Annotated in this window: 12 protein-coding genes; 3 read left to right on the top strand and 9 right to left on the bottom strand. The window is 60.9% G+C overall.

Annotation, left to right across the window (positions count from 1 at the left end; translation table 11 throughout):
• Positions 1-3: 3 nt before the first annotated feature.
• Both JI59_RS08015 and JI59_RS08020 read right to left on the bottom strand, forming a co-directional pair.
• Positions 4-930, bottom strand: a complete 927-nt coding sequence (locus JI59_RS08015) for a DUF7146 domain-containing protein (protein ID WP_007013273.1) — start codon at positions 928-930, stop codon at positions 4-6.
• A 256-nt stretch (positions 931-1,186) separates the two neighbouring features.
• Positions 1,187-2,299, bottom strand: a complete 1,113-nt coding sequence (locus JI59_RS08020; RefSeq protein ID WP_007013272.1) for a MucR family transcriptional regulator — start codon at positions 2,297-2,299, stop codon at positions 1,187-1,189.
• Positions 2,300-2,464: 165 nt separating this feature from the next.
• Between JI59_RS08020 and JI59_RS08025 the strand changes: the two genes are divergently transcribed.
• Complete coding sequence (locus JI59_RS08025) at positions 2,465-3,340, top strand: Rossmann-like and DUF2520 domain-containing protein (RefSeq protein WP_038575797.1); 876 nt, start codon at positions 2,465-2,467, stop codon at positions 3,338-3,340.
• A gap of 54 nt (positions 3,341-3,394) precedes the next feature.
• Here JI59_RS08025 and JI59_RS08030 read toward each other — a convergent pair whose 3' ends face one another.
• Entirely contained in the window at positions 3,395-4,264 is an 870-nt protein-coding gene (locus tag JI59_RS08030) for a competence protein CoiA family protein (protein WP_203226091.1), read from the bottom strand.
• 209 nt (positions 4,265-4,473) lie between these two features.
• Here JI59_RS08030 and JI59_RS08035 point away from each other — a divergent pair, with 209 nt between their 5' ends.
• Both JI59_RS08035 and JI59_RS08040 read left to right on the top strand, forming a co-directional pair.
• Positions 4,474-5,139 carry a UPF0149 family protein gene (locus tag JI59_RS08035; protein WP_007013269.1) on the top strand — a complete coding sequence of 222 codons (666 nt, stop codon included), beginning with the start codon at positions 4,474-4,476 and terminating at the stop codon, positions 5,137-5,139.
• Positions 5,140-5,469: 330 nt separating this feature from the next.
• On the top strand, positions 5,470-7,110 hold the full coding sequence (locus JI59_RS08040; protein WP_038575799.1) for a hypothetical protein: 1,641 nt from the start codon (positions 5,470-5,472) through the stop codon (positions 7,108-7,110).
• A 159-nt stretch (positions 7,111-7,269) separates the two neighbouring features.
• Here JI59_RS08040 and JI59_RS08045 read toward each other — a convergent pair whose 3' ends face one another.
• From JI59_RS08045 to JI59_RS08075, 6 genes are all read right to left on the bottom strand, one after another.
• Positions 7,270-13,290, bottom strand: a complete 6,021-nt coding sequence (locus JI59_RS08045) for an AAA family ATPase (RefSeq protein ID WP_138921368.1) — start codon at positions 13,288-13,290, stop codon at positions 7,270-7,272.
• Between the two features lie 422 nt (positions 13,291-13,712).
• Positions 13,713-15,254 (bottom strand): hypothetical protein, encoded by a 1,542-nt coding sequence (locus tag JI59_RS08050; RefSeq protein ID WP_007013264.1) that lies wholly within the window; start codon positions 15,252-15,254, stop codon positions 13,713-13,715.
• 8 nt (positions 15,255-15,262) lie between these two features.
• Complete coding sequence (locus tag JI59_RS08055; RefSeq protein ID WP_007013263.1) at positions 15,263-16,099, bottom strand: GIY-YIG nuclease family protein; 837 nt, start codon at positions 16,097-16,099, stop codon at positions 15,263-15,265.
• Positions 16,099-17,322 (bottom strand): hypothetical protein, encoded by a 1,224-nt coding sequence (locus tag JI59_RS08060; RefSeq protein WP_007013262.1) that lies wholly within the window; start codon positions 17,320-17,322, stop codon positions 16,099-16,101. Before JI59_RS08060 ends, JI59_RS08055 begins: the two co-directional genes overlap by 1 nt.
• A 633-nt stretch (positions 17,323-17,955) precedes the next feature.
• The gene (locus tag JI59_RS08070; RefSeq protein WP_007013261.1) at positions 17,956-18,225 is read right to left on the bottom strand and encodes an usg protein; all 270 of its coding nucleotides are present in this window, start codon (positions 18,223-18,225) and stop codon (positions 17,956-17,958) included.
• The gene (locus tag JI59_RS08075; RefSeq protein ID WP_007013260.1) at positions 18,222-18,455 is read right to left on the bottom strand and encodes a hypothetical protein; all 234 of its coding nucleotides are present in this window, start codon (positions 18,453-18,455) and stop codon (positions 18,222-18,224) included. The genes JI59_RS08070 and JI59_RS08075 overlap by 4 nt, the downstream gene beginning before the upstream one ends.
• Between the last annotated feature and the right edge of the window lie 143 nt (positions 18,456-18,598).

The following is an 18,598-nucleotide window of genomic DNA, read 5'->3' on the forward strand; positions in this document are numbered from 1 at the left end:
CATTCAGGCCGCTTGCCGCGTCTTCTTCCCCACCCCCTTCCTCCTTGACCGCAGCAAGTCATTCCAATCGTTGAAGCCTGCGGGCGGCCAGATCGTCTCGATGGTGCGGCCTGGCACGACATGGGCCTCGCTGGCCTTGGATGCACCGATGCGCCCGGCTCGATCGTTGTCGGGTAGCAGGATCAGACGGGTGACGGTTTCCGGCACAGCGACGTAAGGGAACCGTTCGCTGCCGAGCGTTGCCCAGACCGGGATGCCCAGCAGGAGCATGACTGAAAGAGCGGATTCCACCCCTTCGGCAAGGCTCAGCACCTCAGTCGCCGGTGCGAGACTGACAGCGCCTCGGCCCGGTTGGGCAAGAGAGCGGCGCGGATGGGCAAGGTCACGGGCGCGGCGCGGTTCCTGTGCGTCGAGGAACGTCCGCTGGAGCGCGACGAGGCGGTCATCTTCGTGGATTGCGGCGAGCATGGCGGGACGGAATGCCGCCAGCTTTCCTCTCCCAAGCGGCGTGCGGGGGTGATATCGCAAGACGGGCGGCGTCAGCGGGATCGCGCGGCGGCGGAGGTAGGTCTGGGCCGGTGTTCCCGCGATCGGCAGGGCTTCGTCCCACAAGTCCTGTGCTCGTCGCCGGAGCCAAACCGGGCTGTGGGGCGAGCTGGGTGATCCGGCGAGCCGCTGGCCACCAGCAGGGATGCTCATGTCGAGCCCCCGGATTGCCCGCATGACATCGATGGTCTCGCAACCTGCGAAGCATTTGAACAACAGGGCTGTCCTGCCCACCCTCACCGACAGGCTGGGCGTGCGGTCATTGTGCGCCGGGCACCGGCACATTCCGCCGTCCGGCGTCCAGGTCCCGCCAAGCCGTTTGACGAGATCGGCCGCCTCGCTTTCCAGATCTCGATAGGGGTGAATAATGGACGATGTGGGCATGGCGGCTCCCCGAACGGAACATGCCCTTCCCCCTCACCTCCTCCAGATTTCCGAAGCCATGTCCGACTACCGGTGAGTTCCGGTGGCAGGTTGGTCGGGGGCTTGAGAGTTGGCCGGTCTCGCAACCGCCGCAACTCGCGTACTCAGCCTAATTACCCCACTAGAATACAAGCGCCCTGCAGGCCGATCGTGACCGACCTGCAGGGCTTCGGGGATTATTAGGACTTGCCGCGCCGATCTGTGGCTCGCCGGCTATTCAGCGATAGGCCGGTGTCAGCGTCTTGCGCTCCTTGCGGGCGGGCTTGGCCTTGGCACCGTCCTCGGACATCGCAGCCCCACCTCTGGACTTTCTGGATCTGCCCTTTGTCGGCTTGGTCGCAACAGGTGCGACCGCTGAACTGGCTTCGGTGGCCTCGGATGCTTCGACCGGAGCCGGAGTTACAGTAGTGGTCTCCGCCGCCGGTTGCCTTGCCATACGCCGTTTGGGGGCCGGCTTTTTGGCTGCGGCCTTCTTTGGCGTTTCGACTGCCTTTGCCTGCTCCGTCTGAGGTATAGCCTCGGACGCCGGTGCCGGGCTGGCGTTCGGGGTTTCCACAGGTGCCGGGACGGCATCGGCGGCATTTACCGGTGCGGCACTGGCGGCGGCAGCCTTAACTCGAGATTGCCGGGCCGGCGCTATCGGGGGGGCAGCAGTTTCCGCGCCGGCAGCCTTCTTGGGCGAAGCCACCTTCTTCTTCGAGGCGCTCTTTTTGGAAACAGCCTTCGCTTTGATCGGCGTGGCAACTTCTTCCGTGACTTCAGGTGCCGGTGCTTCCACGGCCTTGTCCCCTGCACCGGCATCCTTGGCACTGGCGTGCATCCTGGTCGCCACATCGCGGCGTAGCGCGACGTAAGCCGGCGCAACCATCGGATAGTCATCGGGCAGGTTGAAGCGGGCTTTGTATTCGGCCTCGGTCAGACCGTGTTTGGTCAGGTGCCGCCTCAGCATTTTGAATTTCTCGCCCGTGATCAGCGAAACGATGACATTCGGATCGGCCAGCGATTCCTCGATCGACACCGCAGGTGTATTGGCAGCTGAAGCCTTTGGCGCGGGCTTGGGTGCCGAGGCTTTCGTTTTTGTGGCCTTTGCCGGTGCAGCCGGTGTTGCCGCGGGCTTTGTTTCAGGCGCAGGTGCGGCCTCGGGTTCAGCAACAATCTCGGCCTGCTTGCCTTCCGGCTCGACGGTTTCTCCGGCCTGAACTTCAAAGCCGGAAATCGCCTTGAATACATCGCCCAGCAATGTCGGCAGCTCGGCAGCGCTGAGCTTGTTGTTGTTCACAAACGCCGTAACCAGATCAAGCGAAGCGCGGCGCGCGTCAAAGTCGTCCATAACTGTCCATCGGGAAATTTTGTGCAAGGAGCGGTGAAGACGTGCTGCCCCGCGTCAGGTTGAAAGTCAAATTCCGGCGACTTTGGCCACCATCGGCACCAGAATTTGGGATTCGACAATGCGCCACCTATGGAACGGCGGAACGTAGCCCGGTAGCAGGAAGCCGTGAACACACTATCTTTCAGTCAGGTCGGGATCGTCGGAACCGGCAGGGTCGCGCGAGCACTTGCGCTCGGTCTGCAAAACCATTCATCGGCGCCCCTCATGGTATGGGGACGCGCACCTGCGAAGTGCCGCGAGGCGGTTGGACATCTTGCCCATGCCCGGGCTGTCAGTTCACTCTCCGACATCGTGGATGCCTGCGACGTCGTTGCCATTGCGGTTGCCGATGATGCCATCCCGGAGATCGTTCGCGCAATCAGCGAGGCCGGGGCGCTGAGCCGAGCTCCGCTCGTCTTCCACGTCAGCGGCGGAAGCGGGACAGCGGTGCTTGAACCTCTGCGCCAAATGGGCGCGAAGACCGCGGCAATCCATCCTGCCATGACATTCACGGGCGACCCGAAACTTGAGTTGGAACGCATGGCCGGCTCGCGCTTTGCCGTCACCGGATCAAGCGCGGAAAGCTCCCAACTTGCGCAATCCATCGTGGAAGCGCTGGGCGGAATTTCCGTCGAGGTCCCGGAAGCTTATCGCGCTCTTTATCATGCCGCGCTGTGCCACGCCGCGAACCATCTCGTTACCTTGTTCGCCGGTGCGTCCCATGCTCTGCGCGCCGCAGGTGTAGAAGATCCTGCAGGTCTGCTTACGCCACTGGCACGGGCAGCCCTGGAAAACAGCATCGCCAATGGATTTGACGCGCTGTCGGGACCGGTACTGCGCGGAGATACGGAGACCATCCGCCGCCACCTCGCGACACTGGAAGGCGATTGCCCCGAATTGCTCCCCACCTATCGCGCCATGGCGCTCGCCGCTGCCGAAGAACTCGAACGCCGCAGCGACCCGCTCAACCGAGCTAATTTGCTCAACCTTCTCGGCAAATAACGACAAATCTCCTTGAGATGGCGAACGCAGCGGGGGATAGGGCTCACGGTAAAGTCAGTCTCCAAACCTGTCGCCGAAAAGCCTTTTCTTCAGTTCGGCGGGAGACAGACTGCTCCAATCTACCTGATGGTCACTACTGCCCGGTCTCGTCTGATCCATACTGGAAGCGGCTTGATCCCCTGCGGCAGCGGCCAGACTTTCGACGTCCTGCATATGAAGGGTGGGAGGACGGCCGTCTTCATGCCCCCGAGTTCGACGCGAAAGCTCTGACCGGCGGCCTGGATCGGTGGGTAAAGCGGTCTCAACCGCCGGGTTCCGGGAATTGTACAACCACGATCTGTCTGCCGCGAACGCGATGGCATCTGCGATCCGCCCGTCGGGCGAATTGCGAAACGGAGAGAGGTCGACAGCCATCGCGGAGATGCCTGCCTGTTCGAACGTTTCTTTGCGGGGCGGAGATTTAGCGCGCTTTATCGTAAACAAGATGCAAAGCTCACGCCGAATATCGCCTGAGCCTCGGACGATCCGGACACCGGCAAAGCCGCCGAACACCTCCGGTATTGCCTCAGCAAACACGGTAATCTGAGCCTTGCCGGGAATTCGGGGAATTCTGACTTTGCTCAATCGTTTCAGCGCATCAGCCGCAAATTTGCTCAGGGCATTAAGGTGCGCTTCCTTGCAGCCCTCGGCTGCCCCTGAAGCGTGGGCAAAATGGTGGGCACGCAGATTGCCTTTGCGTGCGATCAGGTCTGCCCCGCATTCGCATTTCAGGCGATCCGCGCCCCCTCTCCGCGCCTCGTCAATGAACAGGCGGGTACCGTCCGGCTTGATGCCCCAGACGATCATGGCGTCCTCGGACCCCACGCCGATGCCGCGCTTCATGATCACATAGCCAAGGCTGTTGCGGTGTTTGGGCTGTTCCATCAATTGCTGCACCATCGACATTGGTATTCAGTCGAGGAATTGGCAGGTCAGGTAAATCTACGATACGACCGGTCCACTGTCGAGAACAGCCGCGCGCCGGTAAGCGACACATCTTCACGTGATGATCGGCTGGGACTGCCGGTGGTTTTCCCGAATCCAGAACGGGAATCTGGACGCTCAGCCGTGGATTGGGATAGGGAGCCAGCCACATGAGTGAACTTGCCTCCTACCTCGATGAACTCGATCAATTGCTTCTCGATCAGGGCGAGGACTGGATGTTGCTTACCCAACTCGACGGCTACCTCGCCGGCATATTGGTCAGCCCGGATCTGGTTCCGCCGGGCGTCTGGCTGAAGCACATCTGGGCCGGAGATGACGGCGCCGGCTTGCCGCATTTCGAGAAGATGGAGGATTTCCAACACATCATCGATCTGATCATGCGGCATTACAACGACGTTCTGGCTTCGCTCGCCCAACCGGGTTGCTATGAACCGTTGTTCGATATCGACACCCGCAATGACGACGTTCTCTGGGAGTTGTGGGTCGAGGGTTTCATGCAAGCGATGGACTTGGCCCCTGACGGATGGGAGCGCATCGCCGTCAGCGGCGACGCCGGGTGCAAGGCGGCGCTCAAGGGTATGGCGAAGCTTCATGTGATCGCAAATGGCGAGGCGCAATTGTCCCACGGCAAAGTTGAGCAGTGGACTCGCGAGGCACCTGACCTCATTCCGATTTGGGTTGAAACACTTCACGCATGGCGATTGGAGAATGATCCAAGCCGACCGTCGTCACCTCGGCAAGGAAAAGTCGGGCGCAACGATCCATGCCCTTGCGGATCAGGGAAAAAGTACAAGAAGTGCTGCGGCCTGAATTGAGGCAGCTTCGCCGCGACGCATGAAGCGAATTGACGACTCAAGCCGGCAGAGGGGCGTTCCCAGGCCCGGACAAGCTTGTCGAAGCCGCCCTACATTCACGTGAGTCTCGACGAACTGGAAAGGGAAAATCTGGGACATTCACGACTGTCGGCTCCGGGGTGAATATCTGAGGATGTGGACGTTCCCGGGGGCAAGCGTTGATGAACGCTGACCGTTGCTACAGGCGATGTTCGAAACCGCGAATCGATCCGGCTCGCGCTTGATTCGGCAGCGGTGGCGGTCAGACGTTATCAACGCGAAATGACGTGACCCTTGGGGTGAGGCGAGCAGATGACTTTGGACGGTTTTTTGACGGTGCTGGCGTTACTGGCGGCAATCTATGCCGTGCTGCCTGAGGTCCAGCGCCTACGGCTCGGGCTCGCATGGAAGAGCCAAGCCCTGCTAGGGATCGTCGCGGTCGGAATCATCCTCGCGTTGGAGCTCTATGAGGTGCGGCCGCCCGTCTGCCCATCCATGTTCGGCGGTTTCTGTCGATGGCTTGTTCTGCCAGAAGGCGAGGTCGGCGCGTCGCGGAAAGTCGCGTTCCTGGTTGCGTTCGGGTGGCTGGTTCTTGCGGTTGTGATCCACAATCGTTCACGCCCGTCCCTCGGGAATGTTCCAACATTCACGCAGCTCGCCCAGGAGCTTCTCGACGAAGAACAATTCGGGGATGCGCTCAAGCTGCTCGAGCCGAGAATGGATCTCCTGGCGCGAGCGAGCCGAAGGCGCTGCTGGCAGCAACGGTTGCATGATTGGCTCGAGGAATTCGGCCCCACTGACCCGAATTCATTTGCCACGTTGGCACACAGGCCAGGGGATCGGCGATTTTCGGCGGAAACCTGGCCGACCTGGGCTTCGGGGCCAATCCGTCTGCTCGCGTGCGTCGTTCCGCATTGTCAGCGCTCCGAATCTGCAGCGAGCGACATGCTCCAGATGCTGTTCAACTCATCGAAGTTGCTCGACTATGTCGCCGAACGCCGTCCCTATTTCGGCCTAGCCCTGATCAGGCACCAGGTCTACGGGGCGGCTGATTTCAGCGAACGGTTTCTGTCTCGCCTGATCGCGAGCCCGGGTAGCGCACTCTACCATGAGCTCGCGACGAACCTCGTCACGGATGGTCCGGTTGCTTATGCCCTTCCGATCCGGAACAGGCTGCTCCACTTCCTCTTCGCAGATGCCCGACATGCTGAGCAGCTCTCTGCGTGGAAGGGCGTTGGCGGCTATATCGAACGACTCCTCGATGGCGAGGAGCGGCCTGACTATTGGACATGGCTGAACGGGGATCAGAGCTGGTTCGAGGACGAACGGTATCGCGATCCGATCTTCATGGGCCTGGTGTTTTTCGACATCATGGTGCGCTCGGCCGCGCATCAGAATGTGTTGGGGCACATGTGGCTCTACTATCTCCGGCACTTTGCCCGCCGTCTCGAGGCGGGATATGATTCGAGCGGCGAAGGGATCGACCAAGAAGCCGAATTTCCGGTCCGCGCCGCGCGGCTTCTCTACGAGCTGGCCCAAATCGTGAAGGGATGGGTCGAGCTCTTCGAGAACCTCCCCGAAGATTCAGTCCATCGGCAATTCCCGCCCCGGCGGGAGTCACCGGGCTCTATTCCGCATGCCGCTGCACTCACGCTTGGCGACGTGCTTGCAACTGTCGCATTGTCGGATCGCATAGATCGTGGTGTTGCCCAGACGCTCAACGACGTAATTTTGCGCAGTATCCGCGACTTCCATGATGACGGCGGTGAACTGTCGCGGATGCGGGGGTGGCTGATCCAGGCATTGCTCGATGGCGGCAACACTGCCGATCGCCGGCGCTATTACAACAGGCTCGCGGACCTATTCGCCGATACCGACCATTTCCTTCGTCACGAGATCGAGGACTACGCCACCGAGCTCGTGAACCGAATGAACGAAGCGGGCGCCGCCTGAAGCTATGCTTTTGGCGCGGCGCTCCGTGCCGTTCGGGGCTTTCTCGTCAAGGCCGAATAGGCAGGCGCCTTCACCCGTATCCGTCGCCATTGCTGTCGTACCACGCCTGAAAGCACCAGTTGAAACTCGTTGTCCATTCATCGCGGATAGGCCTCAGAGCTAAACGCGCGGTGCGTCGCTTCTCCAACTGGAACTGCCCTGTTCCTTGGTGTGGTGCGCACTCAAGCCCCGCCACCGGAGGACCTGAAACTCGGGCAGGTTGCCATGGCTTTGTAGATGGCCAAGGCCTGTCTCGCTTAGCTCAACACGTTGCCCCTCGGCCCAGCGCGCGTTGTTGTGCGACATCTCCTGCTGCCAGCCGTCGCGCCAGAAACGCGTAGTTGCCATGACGCCTCCGTTCTGGTCCAAGAAAGAGAAGGGATCGTCGCTCGAGTGGTGCCAGCCCAGACGCTTCGCGAGCGTCGGATCGAACATCATTATCTCCGATCTCTCGCCAACAAGGGATACCCGAACATTTCTCGCCATCGTTGAAGGCTTCTTAGAATCGGCATTGACTATCCCGCCACAAGTCCAGAAGGCCTTGGGAAGCTCTCCGATCGCCTCGCCAATATCATCGCTGGAACCGATCCGCATGCCACGAGTAACGAGCAGATCTTCACTGAACAGCGAGCGCGAATCGAGCACCGTGAAGCGTGCCCACTCGCAGACCACCAACTCGGACGCAGCTGGCCGCTGGATGCTTTCGGCATGCAGCCAGTCCTCAGCCCGTGCGCTCCAGCGCTCCTCAGGCAGTATCGGCCAATCTTTGTCCGTAGGCCGTGACGAGGTAATGGTGCGAGGTGGGAGGATCGGGCCGCCATCAAGTTGATGGAGCAGCAAGTCAAACTCCATTTGGGAGAGGGTCCCCGCCCGCCAATGCTCGCCGACGATCACGTGCAGCGCCTGGATGCACGCGCCGATATGCGGGCGCGTAAAGGGAAGCCGCAGGCCGAGCGGCGTAAGCCGCAATTCAAGCTCCTTGGTAGCTTTGGCGCCATAGGCGCTGGCACCGCCCCAAGCGTTTATCAGCTGTGCGGCGCGGTGTCGGATGTTCGCGGTAGGCACGCCTGAATAGCGCGCAATCAGCTCGAGCCAGCTCTCAAATCCTTCGGTCCAAGCAGCGGCATCGTCGATGACCGGGCTCAGCGACTCCGCATCGCGCAGACTTCTGCCTGTGGCGAAATCGAGCGGCGGCAATTGCAGCGCGTAGATCGGCGACAGCTCGATTTCCGGCACCTGCGCGGCACCGCCCCAGATGCCGCTCAATATTTCGGCCAGCACTGCGACGCATCCGTCCTGATGCTCGACTAGCCCATCCATCTTGTTCATGAATGATTGTGAGATGCCATCACAGCTTCGCGCTTCAAACAAAAGGCGGAGGCCGAACAACGCGGTTGGCCCATCGCCCTCGATCAGCTTTTCGCAGGTCCGCGAGAAGAGGGCTTTCGCCTCGCTCAACTCCGCATGAGCGAGTTCCAGCAGACCGGCAGCCGCTTGCTCCATTGGATCGGAAACGCCGAACTGCGCTGCGTCGAGGAACAGAAGAACGAGGAGGTCGAGATCGTCCCTCTGTTCGCAATCGATACGGGGGATTTCCACGGCTTTTTGATAGTCTCGATATTCAAGGATCTGTTCGTCAAGCCGCGCCCAAAGTGCCGGCCAATCGATTTCCTCGAACAGCAACGGAAAGATTTCGTCCACGCCCCATAATGCGCTGCCCGTTCCGTGGCCGCCTGCGGCAAGGTCACGCAAAAAATCTTCCCGGGCGCGGTTATGCGCGTCGGGACAGCTGAGAAGGTGCCGCGCTCGATGATGGTTAAGTAGATTGCTGTCTGCCCAGCCGCCCCACCCTTCGCGAGTTTCGGTGCCGCGTAAGAACAGCGCTTCGGCATAGTCACGCCTGCCTGCTGCGAGCGCGGCGCTGGCAAGGGCGTTCTTCACCGGCGGGTCCCGAACGAGTTCGGGATTTCGCGAGGCGAATGCCTCCACTTCTTCCCAAGCCTTTTTCGCGATGATCCTGCCTATCCGCTTGCCGAGCTTGGAGTTGACGTAATCACCATAATGGACACTGGTCTGTGCTTTGCGTCGGGCGCGCTCCACAGCAACCGCGCGCTCGACATCCTCGAAGGATTTGAGTTGGAAGTAGTCGGGGAGCGTATCTTTGTCCTGAACGGGCTCTGCATTCCAACGGTCGATTGCCAGTTCCAACGTTGGAGAAGTATAGTCGCGATCAGCCAAACCGTCCCGGAAGACCCGGAGGAGTTGCGCTCGCTGCGATGGCTTGGCATCGCGTTCTAGGCTGGCGACGATCATTCGCTCGATGGGGGGGAGCGTTTCCTGAGGCGCTGCGGCAGCGAGATCACGCAGGAACTGCCCGGTACGAGTCAGGCTGTTATAGACTTCCTCATAATAGGGAAGCGCGAGCGCTGACCAAGTGATGGCGAGCGGGATCGCAAGATCCGGGCGTCGTCGCAAAATCCCCCGAGTAACCGCGTCGACCAGGGCATCCCAATGCCAAACGCCCGATTCCTTTGCCCACCTATAGGCATCCCAAGCCGCTGCTGTGCCACTTGCGATCGAATCGACAAGCACCGATTTTGCCATGCGCCAGGCCTGGTCGTGCGCATCGCTATCGTCGACACCGGCCGTAAGCCGCAGCATCCGAAAGGCACGATCGGCCGAACCGGACGGATCCGCGCGATTGGCGGCTGTGAGCACCCCTTCCCATAGCTGATAGAGCCCGTCCTTCTTCGCCGCGAGGTAACAGCCTAGCGATTGTTGCCGCATCATGTGCAGCAGCTCGCGTGCTCGCTCATGCAAGCCGATATTGCCGAAAGCGATCGCGAGCTCGGAAAGCAAGTCGATCGCCTCTTGCGGAGAACGGGCATGGCCCAGTCCGGCATGCGGCCTTTCTAGGCGGCCGACCGCGGCGGCAGCATCGCCATCGAATGCGAACATGGTTTCGGCGAATCTGCGATGGATTTGCGGGGTTTGGCGGAAGCTGCAAACAGACAATTGCAGGCATGCATCGAACTCGGCCGCAAAGCCGGGCGCAGCATCAGGCACTAGTCGGACCAGCTTGCAGATGGCATCGAATAATGGCTTGTCGGCGTGCCGGAGGCGATAGCCGAGCAGCACGTCATCGTGTCGGTTGGTTACTGCGCCTGCCAGAAATGCCAGCGACGCCTTTATTTGTGTCACGATCTGCGAAGACGCAACGGGTCGCTCCGCCCTGACCTCCCCGATCAACGTGCCTAGCCGCACTGCTTGGGCTTGCACTCCGCGGAACAGAAATTCTTTCGGAAGCGCGGGTTGAGCCGGCGCCTCGCCAAGCTGGGCTGCGATCGCCGTATAACCGAGAATGGCGTCGACTGCGTTCTCGACCTCATCCGACTTGTGCTCGAGACCGGTCATGTCTGGGACGGCGGCCCTTGCGAATAACCGTCGCGCAAGTTCGTGATCCTTGCCAGCAATCGCGATGCGGGCCGCATGCAGATGCCAGCTGTCGTGCAGATTCTGCCCTTCGGACAAGGTCGCATACGCGGCCACGCATTGAAGCGCTTCCTCGGTACGCGATGCAATCATCTTTGCTTCTGCGCTCTCAAGATGAAGGATCGTGAGGTGGGCGCCTCGGTCTACTCGATGCTGCGTCGCAATCTCGGCGACTGCCCTATCGGGATCGTGGCGCACGATTGCGCGCGCAAGCAGGTAGCGCAACTCGAGGAGGTAATCGTCCCGCGTCCTGCCGGAGAAGGAATCCTTATCACTGCCCTGTTTGCCGATCGGAAGGCGGATGCGCCGTTCGATCTGTTCGTCTTCGAGAAGCACGACTGCGAGCTCGGCCCAGGCCTCCATGGCTTCTCTAGTGCCTTGGCCGTGGCTTTCGTCGAACCATTTCCATGGATTCTCACTGTCGAACAGCAGACGTGCCCTGTCTACTTGGCCGTCGTCGAGCAGGGCATCGATAACAAGCCATTCATCGCCGGCGACATGATTAGAATCGAGCTGAGCAACCGCCATGTCGAGGTCGCCAGCTGCGATCTGGGCCGTGACGATCCGCTCGGCCATGGTCAGTGCGTCCTGGCGTCGCCAGATCTCGTCACGAGCGAGCATAAGGTCGAACAAGGCGGCGGGATTGGGCTCGGCGCCGAGACAGGCCACGGCATCCCCGATATCGTTGCTCACCTCATAACTGCGTCGACCATCGACAAACTGGCCAACAAAGTACCGGCGGCTGACCAAGGCTGCGGCTTGATCGAGATCGCCAGCGAGAAAGCGGTACCGGAATTCAAGGAAGCGCTGCACGCTTGTCTGCGGCGCTGATCCGGCCAGTTCAGCCAGGCCCCGATAGATGACAGGATCACTGAACGCCGGGTCTGGCTTGCCATAGAGCGTGATGCGCTGCTGACGCAGGAAAAGACGGAAACTGTTGTGAAAAATCCTCCAAGCACTACCGCCATGGTCGATCAAATGATGGGCAAGTGTGAACGCCTTGTCGACCGCGCTGCTCGACAACCATTGTGCCAGCAACTCTGGCTCGATCCGACCATCGGCGAAACTCAGGACAAATAGGGTCTTCGAGACATCGGCGCCGGCGCCCTGCGCCTCGCGCCAAGCCTGGCGATAGACTTTCTCAAGGTCGCCATCATATTCAAAACCGCCAGCCAGCAGAGCCTCGCGCTCCTCAGGTCGGGCACTCAGGAGCTTGCCGAGTAGGTAGCGCGTCACCAACGGATGACCGAGGCTCACGGCGAAGACCTCGGCGGGGTCGACCTGCTCGCGATCCAGGCCCACCGAGATGACCATCTCCGCCACAGCATTGCGACTGAGCGGTGCGATCTCGATCCGTCGGCCGCCATCCGATGCCTGATCACGGACCTCGGGCGGAATATCGGCGAGGTCGATCCGCTGGCTACCTAGCAAGAAGAGGACGCCCTTGGGGACGCTCTGCGGAAGTGGCAACGCGCGTAGGAAACTGGCATCGGGCCGTTCCTCGCGCGGAACATGGTCGAGGCCGTCGACTACGATGACGGTCATTTGCCCATCGACCGCATATTGGTTGCCTGCTTGCTCGAGCAGCCTTTCGAACGTCTCGCGTTTCTGCTCGAGCGTGTCGTCCTTGGCGCGCTGAGACTGATATCCGAAGCCAATAAGCTGGCTGTTCAGGTCATCAAGAAAATTGGCATCGACACCGCGACCTTGCCCCTGTGCCTCGCCAGGTACGAACGCAAGGTAGCGCGCAACATTGCATTCGGGACTGGGCTGCACGAAGCGCTCGAGCAAGGTAGATTTGCCAGCTCCTGGCGGACCGAGCAGACAGAGATAGCCCGAGGCATGCGCGCCCAGCGCCGCTTCTAATTCTGCCTCACTCTTTTCATTGCTCTGTACATGGGCACCAAGCGGAAACCGGTGCTCGAAACGGAGCTGAAACCGGTCGGCCCAACCGAGTGCATCCAGCAGTTCGCGACGCGTCCATCGCGTCCTGCCATCATTGCGTCCGACAAGGTCGCCCAATGTATGGGCTAGGTCATTGATTTGCGCGCGAGCGGCGGCGTCCTGAGTGACGGGAGATTCCGCATTAGCCGATACCCCGAGCGCGAATTCGAGACGGCCAAAGAAACGCTCGAAATCCGGCTCCGTCAGGCCAGACGCCCGAAGTAGCGCTTCAATGAGCGGCTTCCACTCGCTTGCTCGCCAGTCGGCCAACGACCAATCAGGATGGCGCGCCTTATCGCGAAAGAAGTCTGCCGAATCCCGCTGGGGTACTCCAAATTTGCCGCGATCCGATGTCGTCGGATAGTGCGACGATACGTAACGGAGTTGGACGAAACGATCTGGAAACTCGCTTTCGAGCATGACGAAGGACGCGGCGCAGTCCGCGATAACCTTGTCCGTACCGAGCAACAGGCCTGTGATGCCCACAGGCTTGGGCTTGCCCGATGATTTATACTGATGCCCGATGACCTTGCCAGCGATGCCGATTACGAGATCGTCGAACATGCCGGCATGGTCATCTGCTAACGCCACAAACGTCAGCGTACCATCCAATATTGCCTGATAGGCAAGGTGGGCGGAGGCCCGGTCCTGATATCTAAGCCCCAGCCTTGCGGCCCGTTCGCCGGCGCCGGATGTATGTGCCATTGTTATGTTCGCCGATTAATTAATGAAGCTGGACCGTCCATGACAAGCAGAGGTGCCCGCCGACCGTTAAATAGACATTAGGTTATCTGCCATTCGCGATAGTGGCATCGAAGGGTAGCTATCCGCAAGTCACACCCCGAGACGTGTCTGTCCGGGCCGTCCAACATAGCCGACAAGATCTCCATCCTGATCGCAGCACTGGAATGTCCGACATTGGGAAAGGCAATTTGGTCATTGAATGACCAAGAAGGGTCGGTTGCGATGGGGCAGGGGTTGGGATAGTCCAGCCAATCGGCGGCGCGATTGGAAACATTCGGTTACGCTAACACCGATCATTCGTGGATTCGCAGGGGGAACAATGTGGGCGTGGCACAGGTCGGTCGCCGCGCATTGCCGCGTCCGACAGCTAATCCCCGCGAGTGTCATTTGCGCTCCGCGGGCCGGCTGATCATCGTGACGTTCTTCGGATTGATCACGACGTTGATGCCGCTGGTCGTTGCCATTTCGGCTCCATAGTCGTCCAGATCGATGACCGCCGGCCGAACATCCAGCAGCTCGAACCCGGTGGACGCGAACGCGCTCGCCTCCTCTCCTTTCTGCTCGAGAATGACCTTGGTGGCGAGCGTGATCCCGCATCCGGCAAACTCTATGGTGTTGAAGTAGATCGCCTCCAGCCGGACCTCGTCGGTTACCCCGCCGATCGCGTCGAACTCAAAGCGTGCCGCGGAGGAGGGATTGAACATCATGTCGAGCGACATCTGCATCGCCGGTGCAGCCCAGATGTCTTCGAGCGAGAATGACTCCGATGTCGATATGCCAGCGATATCGAGGGCTTGTCGGAACCGCTCGACGAACTCCAGCAGGCGCGGAAGATCGTCGAGATAGGGTCCGTCCAATCCCTCTTGCGTGGGAATGCCCGGTATCCGAATGCCCCTGAAGTCCAGTTCCACCGTAGCCTTGCCACTTGCGAGGTAGGTCAACCCGCGCAGCAGTGGAATCCAGGTCGCCAGATCATGGTGGTCGGCCCTGAAGTTGCCGACGCTTTCGAGGTGGAAGCTGCCCTCGTAGAACAGCAGATTGAGGGCGGCATGGCGGATCGCAAGCATCGGTCCGCCCTCGACCGGGAACGGAATCGCTGTCTCACAGTCGAACACGGCGGCCGGAAGCAGCGGCCCTGAGCGCACGATGATCGCGCATGGACCTATCGTCGGCAGATCGATCGGGAATTCCTCCATCCCTTCCAAGAGGGAGCCTTTGTAGGGGACCCGGATCCCGAAGCGACGATCATAGGCCTGGAGCTGGACCGGCCTCAGCGGCACCTGTCCGGAGATGATCTTGAGGAAATGGTCCTGGTCCTCGATCCAGATGAGTGCCTCGCCCTCGACTTCGTGGCCCTGCTCATAGCCGAGCGTCGCCAGCTGGTGGCGCTTGGCCTCGAAGTAGCCATCGACGTCTGTAGGGCAGATCTCGGCGAGCGCATCGCGCAGCCCTTCGGCAGTGGGCTTGAAGCGGCGCCCTTTTCGATAGTCGAAGGACATCCAGATGTGGTTGATGTCCGTCCGCCCCTCGGCCTCGGCGACGCGTAAGCGGCGTAGGATTTTGGCGAGCTCCTTGCCGAGAAGATGGATGACATAGCCCATGAGCTCGGTCCCGTCCGGACGCATCCGGAAGACGACGATAGCGGACGGCCCCCGGTCCTTCGCCAGACGCTCCATCGCCGACAGGCGCGCGCGCACCGCCCCGCTCTCGCCGGCCATGCATTTGAGCTGGACCATGCATGCGCGCGGCTCGCGTTGATCAAGCGTTTCCTGCGGCGTTCCTTTCATCGGAAACTCAACACGAAAATCCCAGCCTGCCCGATCACGGCTCGTACGGCTGCAGATCAGCTTAGCCTGGGCGCACAGTTTGGCGAAGAGGTTCTCGCCGGCTTCGCCCAGTTCATCGGGGGTCAAGGCTCCGGTCATGGCGCCCGTCAATTCCTGTTGAGGCCCATCGCGCGGCTCTGGAGCTTGTGCTTCCAGAGCTGCTCGACTGCGACGATCTCCTCATGGGTCGCCGACGATCCGCTGACCTCGAGGATGCTGACCTGATAGTCGCTGGGCTCGCTGCTCTTGAGACCAATATTGCCGCCATGTCCGTCCTGGGCATAATTCTGCCAGCGGCCGAAAAAGCCGGCGTCGCCAGTTGCCGAGCCGACGTATTGCTCTCTGGTTTTAGCCGACGTGAGGAGATAGACGCCGCGTGCCGCGCGTAGGGCAGAGACCCAGGTCGCTGGCAGCCCCTGCACGTCGGAGATGTTCGCGATGAAGTGCGTGTATCCCGGAAACGCATCTTCCCGGAACGCGCGGGTCAGCTCGACGATTGGCTTATTCTGTCGATCCGGACGCTGTACCCAGGACCTGGCGCCCGCCCCCCATTCGATCCACAGCCGTCCAATATAGAGTTCAAGTTCGCCGACCCGAGCCGTCTCATAGAGGTCGAGCTCGCCATTGCTGAGAGTCATGCCAGGAACGAGATGGAGCGGATCGATCCACGAAGCATCGACCGTGCCGACGCGCCGGGCTGTATAGATCCCTGCGAACAGCGTTCCACCGGTCGGCGGAGCCACGAAGCTCGCCCAGAAGGGCACCGCGAGCCCGGCGCGGTTGCCAATCGTCTGCACCCGTTGATACTCTTCGAAGGAAGGCCGGTCGTCCCGCCAAAGCAAATAGGGCGTGCGGCCGTTCGGCGCCTTCGTCTGGTGGCGGAGCAGACGGACCTGCCCGGCGGCGAGCCCCGCTTTCTCGAGCAGATCTGTGAATAGCAGCATCAGAACCCCCTAATCTGCTGGACGAGGGTCGAGCGCGGCGGCTGTGTCACGCCAAAGGCTGCGGCGATCTCTCCCCATGCGGTTTCGAGCTCAGTCAGCCGCTCGTCCTCGCCCAAGCCCGCCAAAGTGAACTCGGCCGTGGCGCTAGGCTCAAGGGCCACCGGCTTGCCGCCCCACCGTGTGTCCGAGATCCAATGCAGCCCTTCGAGGCCGGTGGCACCGATCATGACATCGAACGGGCCTTTAGCGCCCTGCCGTTGCAGGACTGGTAGGTTCTCGTCGATGAAGTCATTGATATGCGAGATAAGCGCATCGGCGAAGAACAAGGCCCGATCCTCCCGATCGGCGATGAAAGGGTCGACGCCCCAAAGCTCGCCGGTGCTGCGAAACTGCATCACACAATTGGTCAGAGGCCTTTCACCTGATGCCCGCAGACTACCGCTGTAAACGATGAAACCGCCCTTGGTGGCACCCCAGCTATACCCCTGCGTCGGCCCCATGATCCGCGGGCGGACGCCATCTTGGACGGTCTCGCGCGGCGCCGACCAATGACGCGGACGAATGCGGACATAGCCGTAGGGGCCTTCGGTCAGGACTTTGGTGCCGGGCGCGCCATCCTCGTTGATCGTCAGTGGAGTGGCGGGATCGAACCACAGGGCCGGATCCGCGGGATGAGCGTACTGCCATGCCGGTGAGCTGGGCTCAGGCAGCGCCGGCGTTGCGACGGCGATCGATGCTCGCAGGGCCTCGCGCAGCGCGGACCGGAGCTTGTCCCGTTCCGTTCGCAAGTCCGCCGAGGGCGCGCCTTCCGGCAGATGGAAACTCATCGGCCCCCGCCGTCCGCGCATGTCGAACGGGAGCTGCTCGATGGTCGCCCCGGGATAGGCCGTGTTCCACACGGTGATAACGCGCTCGAGTCCAATTGCGCGCTTCGCATAGCCGAGTTCGATCAGAACGTTGGGATTGGCGATCGCCTTGCCGTTGGCCGCTACCGCGATCGGGGTGACGTCTCCGACGAAGACCTTGGCAGCCTCGATTTTGGCGAGGATGGTGCTGACGATATCCGGCGAGCCGGCGACACCCTTCGTATCGGAGGTAAGCTCGTGACGTTCCTCGAGTTCGGCATCCAAATCCTCGATTGCCAGCGCGAGGGCGTCGCGCACGATATTGCGAGTGACGCGCGGGTCGAGATCACTTTGCCAAGACCAGAAAATAGTACTCATCGCCCCCCTTTGTAATGCTCCCCCCGCGACATGCCATGTGTTAATATACGTGCATACCGTGATAGGTCCTCGGCGCGTCATTCGCATGTGTGTCGCCGCCCGAACGAACGCAATGTTTCTCAGTGCCCGCGCCGGATGGGACCTCCCGATCTACATCGGATCGACGTGTCAGCCAGCGGAATACCCGAACACATATCACGACGAATACCGTCGGCCGAACACGGCGGCGCACCGCCTCGCCGAACGAACGGCGAATTTCGAAGAACGCGCGCGGGGCATCGAACGGCGGCTATGTCGGCGGTTCCGACCGGGCGGCCTGAGGCAGCCCGAATGACTCATCATTTCAGACTGCGACGTCCGTGCAGCCAGTAGCGAGCGTCTTAATCTTGTCGACACCTGCCGGGATAGCAGACCGTCGGCAGCTGGGGATCAAAAATTGGGTGCTGAGAGTCTTAAATGGGTCGTTCTTGCTGGTCCCGACCGCCGGCTCTTGGGACTTTTCTGCCTTTCCTATGCCGTAGGATGAAGGTCAGCTCCTGCCAGAAGCCGACATTTGACCTCGGGCCACGCAGGGCGGTGGTATGACTGCAACTAGCATGAATACGGGTCTGCAAGCTCAATCACCCGGCTCTGCTACTCCCACGAGATCACGCCGTCCGCCGAACGCCAGCTCGCTGGCCGGATCATTTTCTCATGAGCGATTCGGACTGACCTTATCTCCGCCTCGATCTCGCGCCGCCAATGCGCGAGGAAATCGAACAGCACCGGAAAATCCGGTGCTGCATCGTATTCCTGCCAGGCATAAATCTGCAGGAGCGAGGGGTGATCCGGCATGAAATAGCAGATTTCTGCCGTGGTCAGCCCGTATCCTTCCAGTTGAACCAGGAAAGCGCGGTCGGTCATTGCAGTGTGGGCTGGCTGTCTGGGCCGTCGAGCGAGCGCAGTGCCGCGAATACATCGTCAACGGAAACCGGAGCTTTGAGTTCGGGAGGCTGGCGCATTGCAGGATGATTTTCGACGGCATGCCGATCGGACGCCCAGGAAGCCAGCATGGCTCGCTTCACTTCGGGCTCGAGCGAGGGATGATGCGCTACATCGAACGGATGCAGGTAGCGCGCGAATGGTTGCGACATAGGAACATCCTCCTTTCTGCCTTGCCGCTGATCACTCACTGCGGATTGCTCCGCTCACCATATTTTGTGAGTCCATTTCAGACCGTCAAGACCCTGATAAGGCGTACGGAAAGTGCCCATTGGCAGTCGCAATCGGCGAGTGC

It is taken from the genome of Novosphingobium pentaromativorans US6-1 (genome assembly GCF_000767465.1).
GTDB classification, from domain to species: domain Bacteria; phylum Pseudomonadota; class Alphaproteobacteria; order Sphingomonadales; family Sphingomonadaceae; genus Novosphingobium; species Novosphingobium pentaromativorans.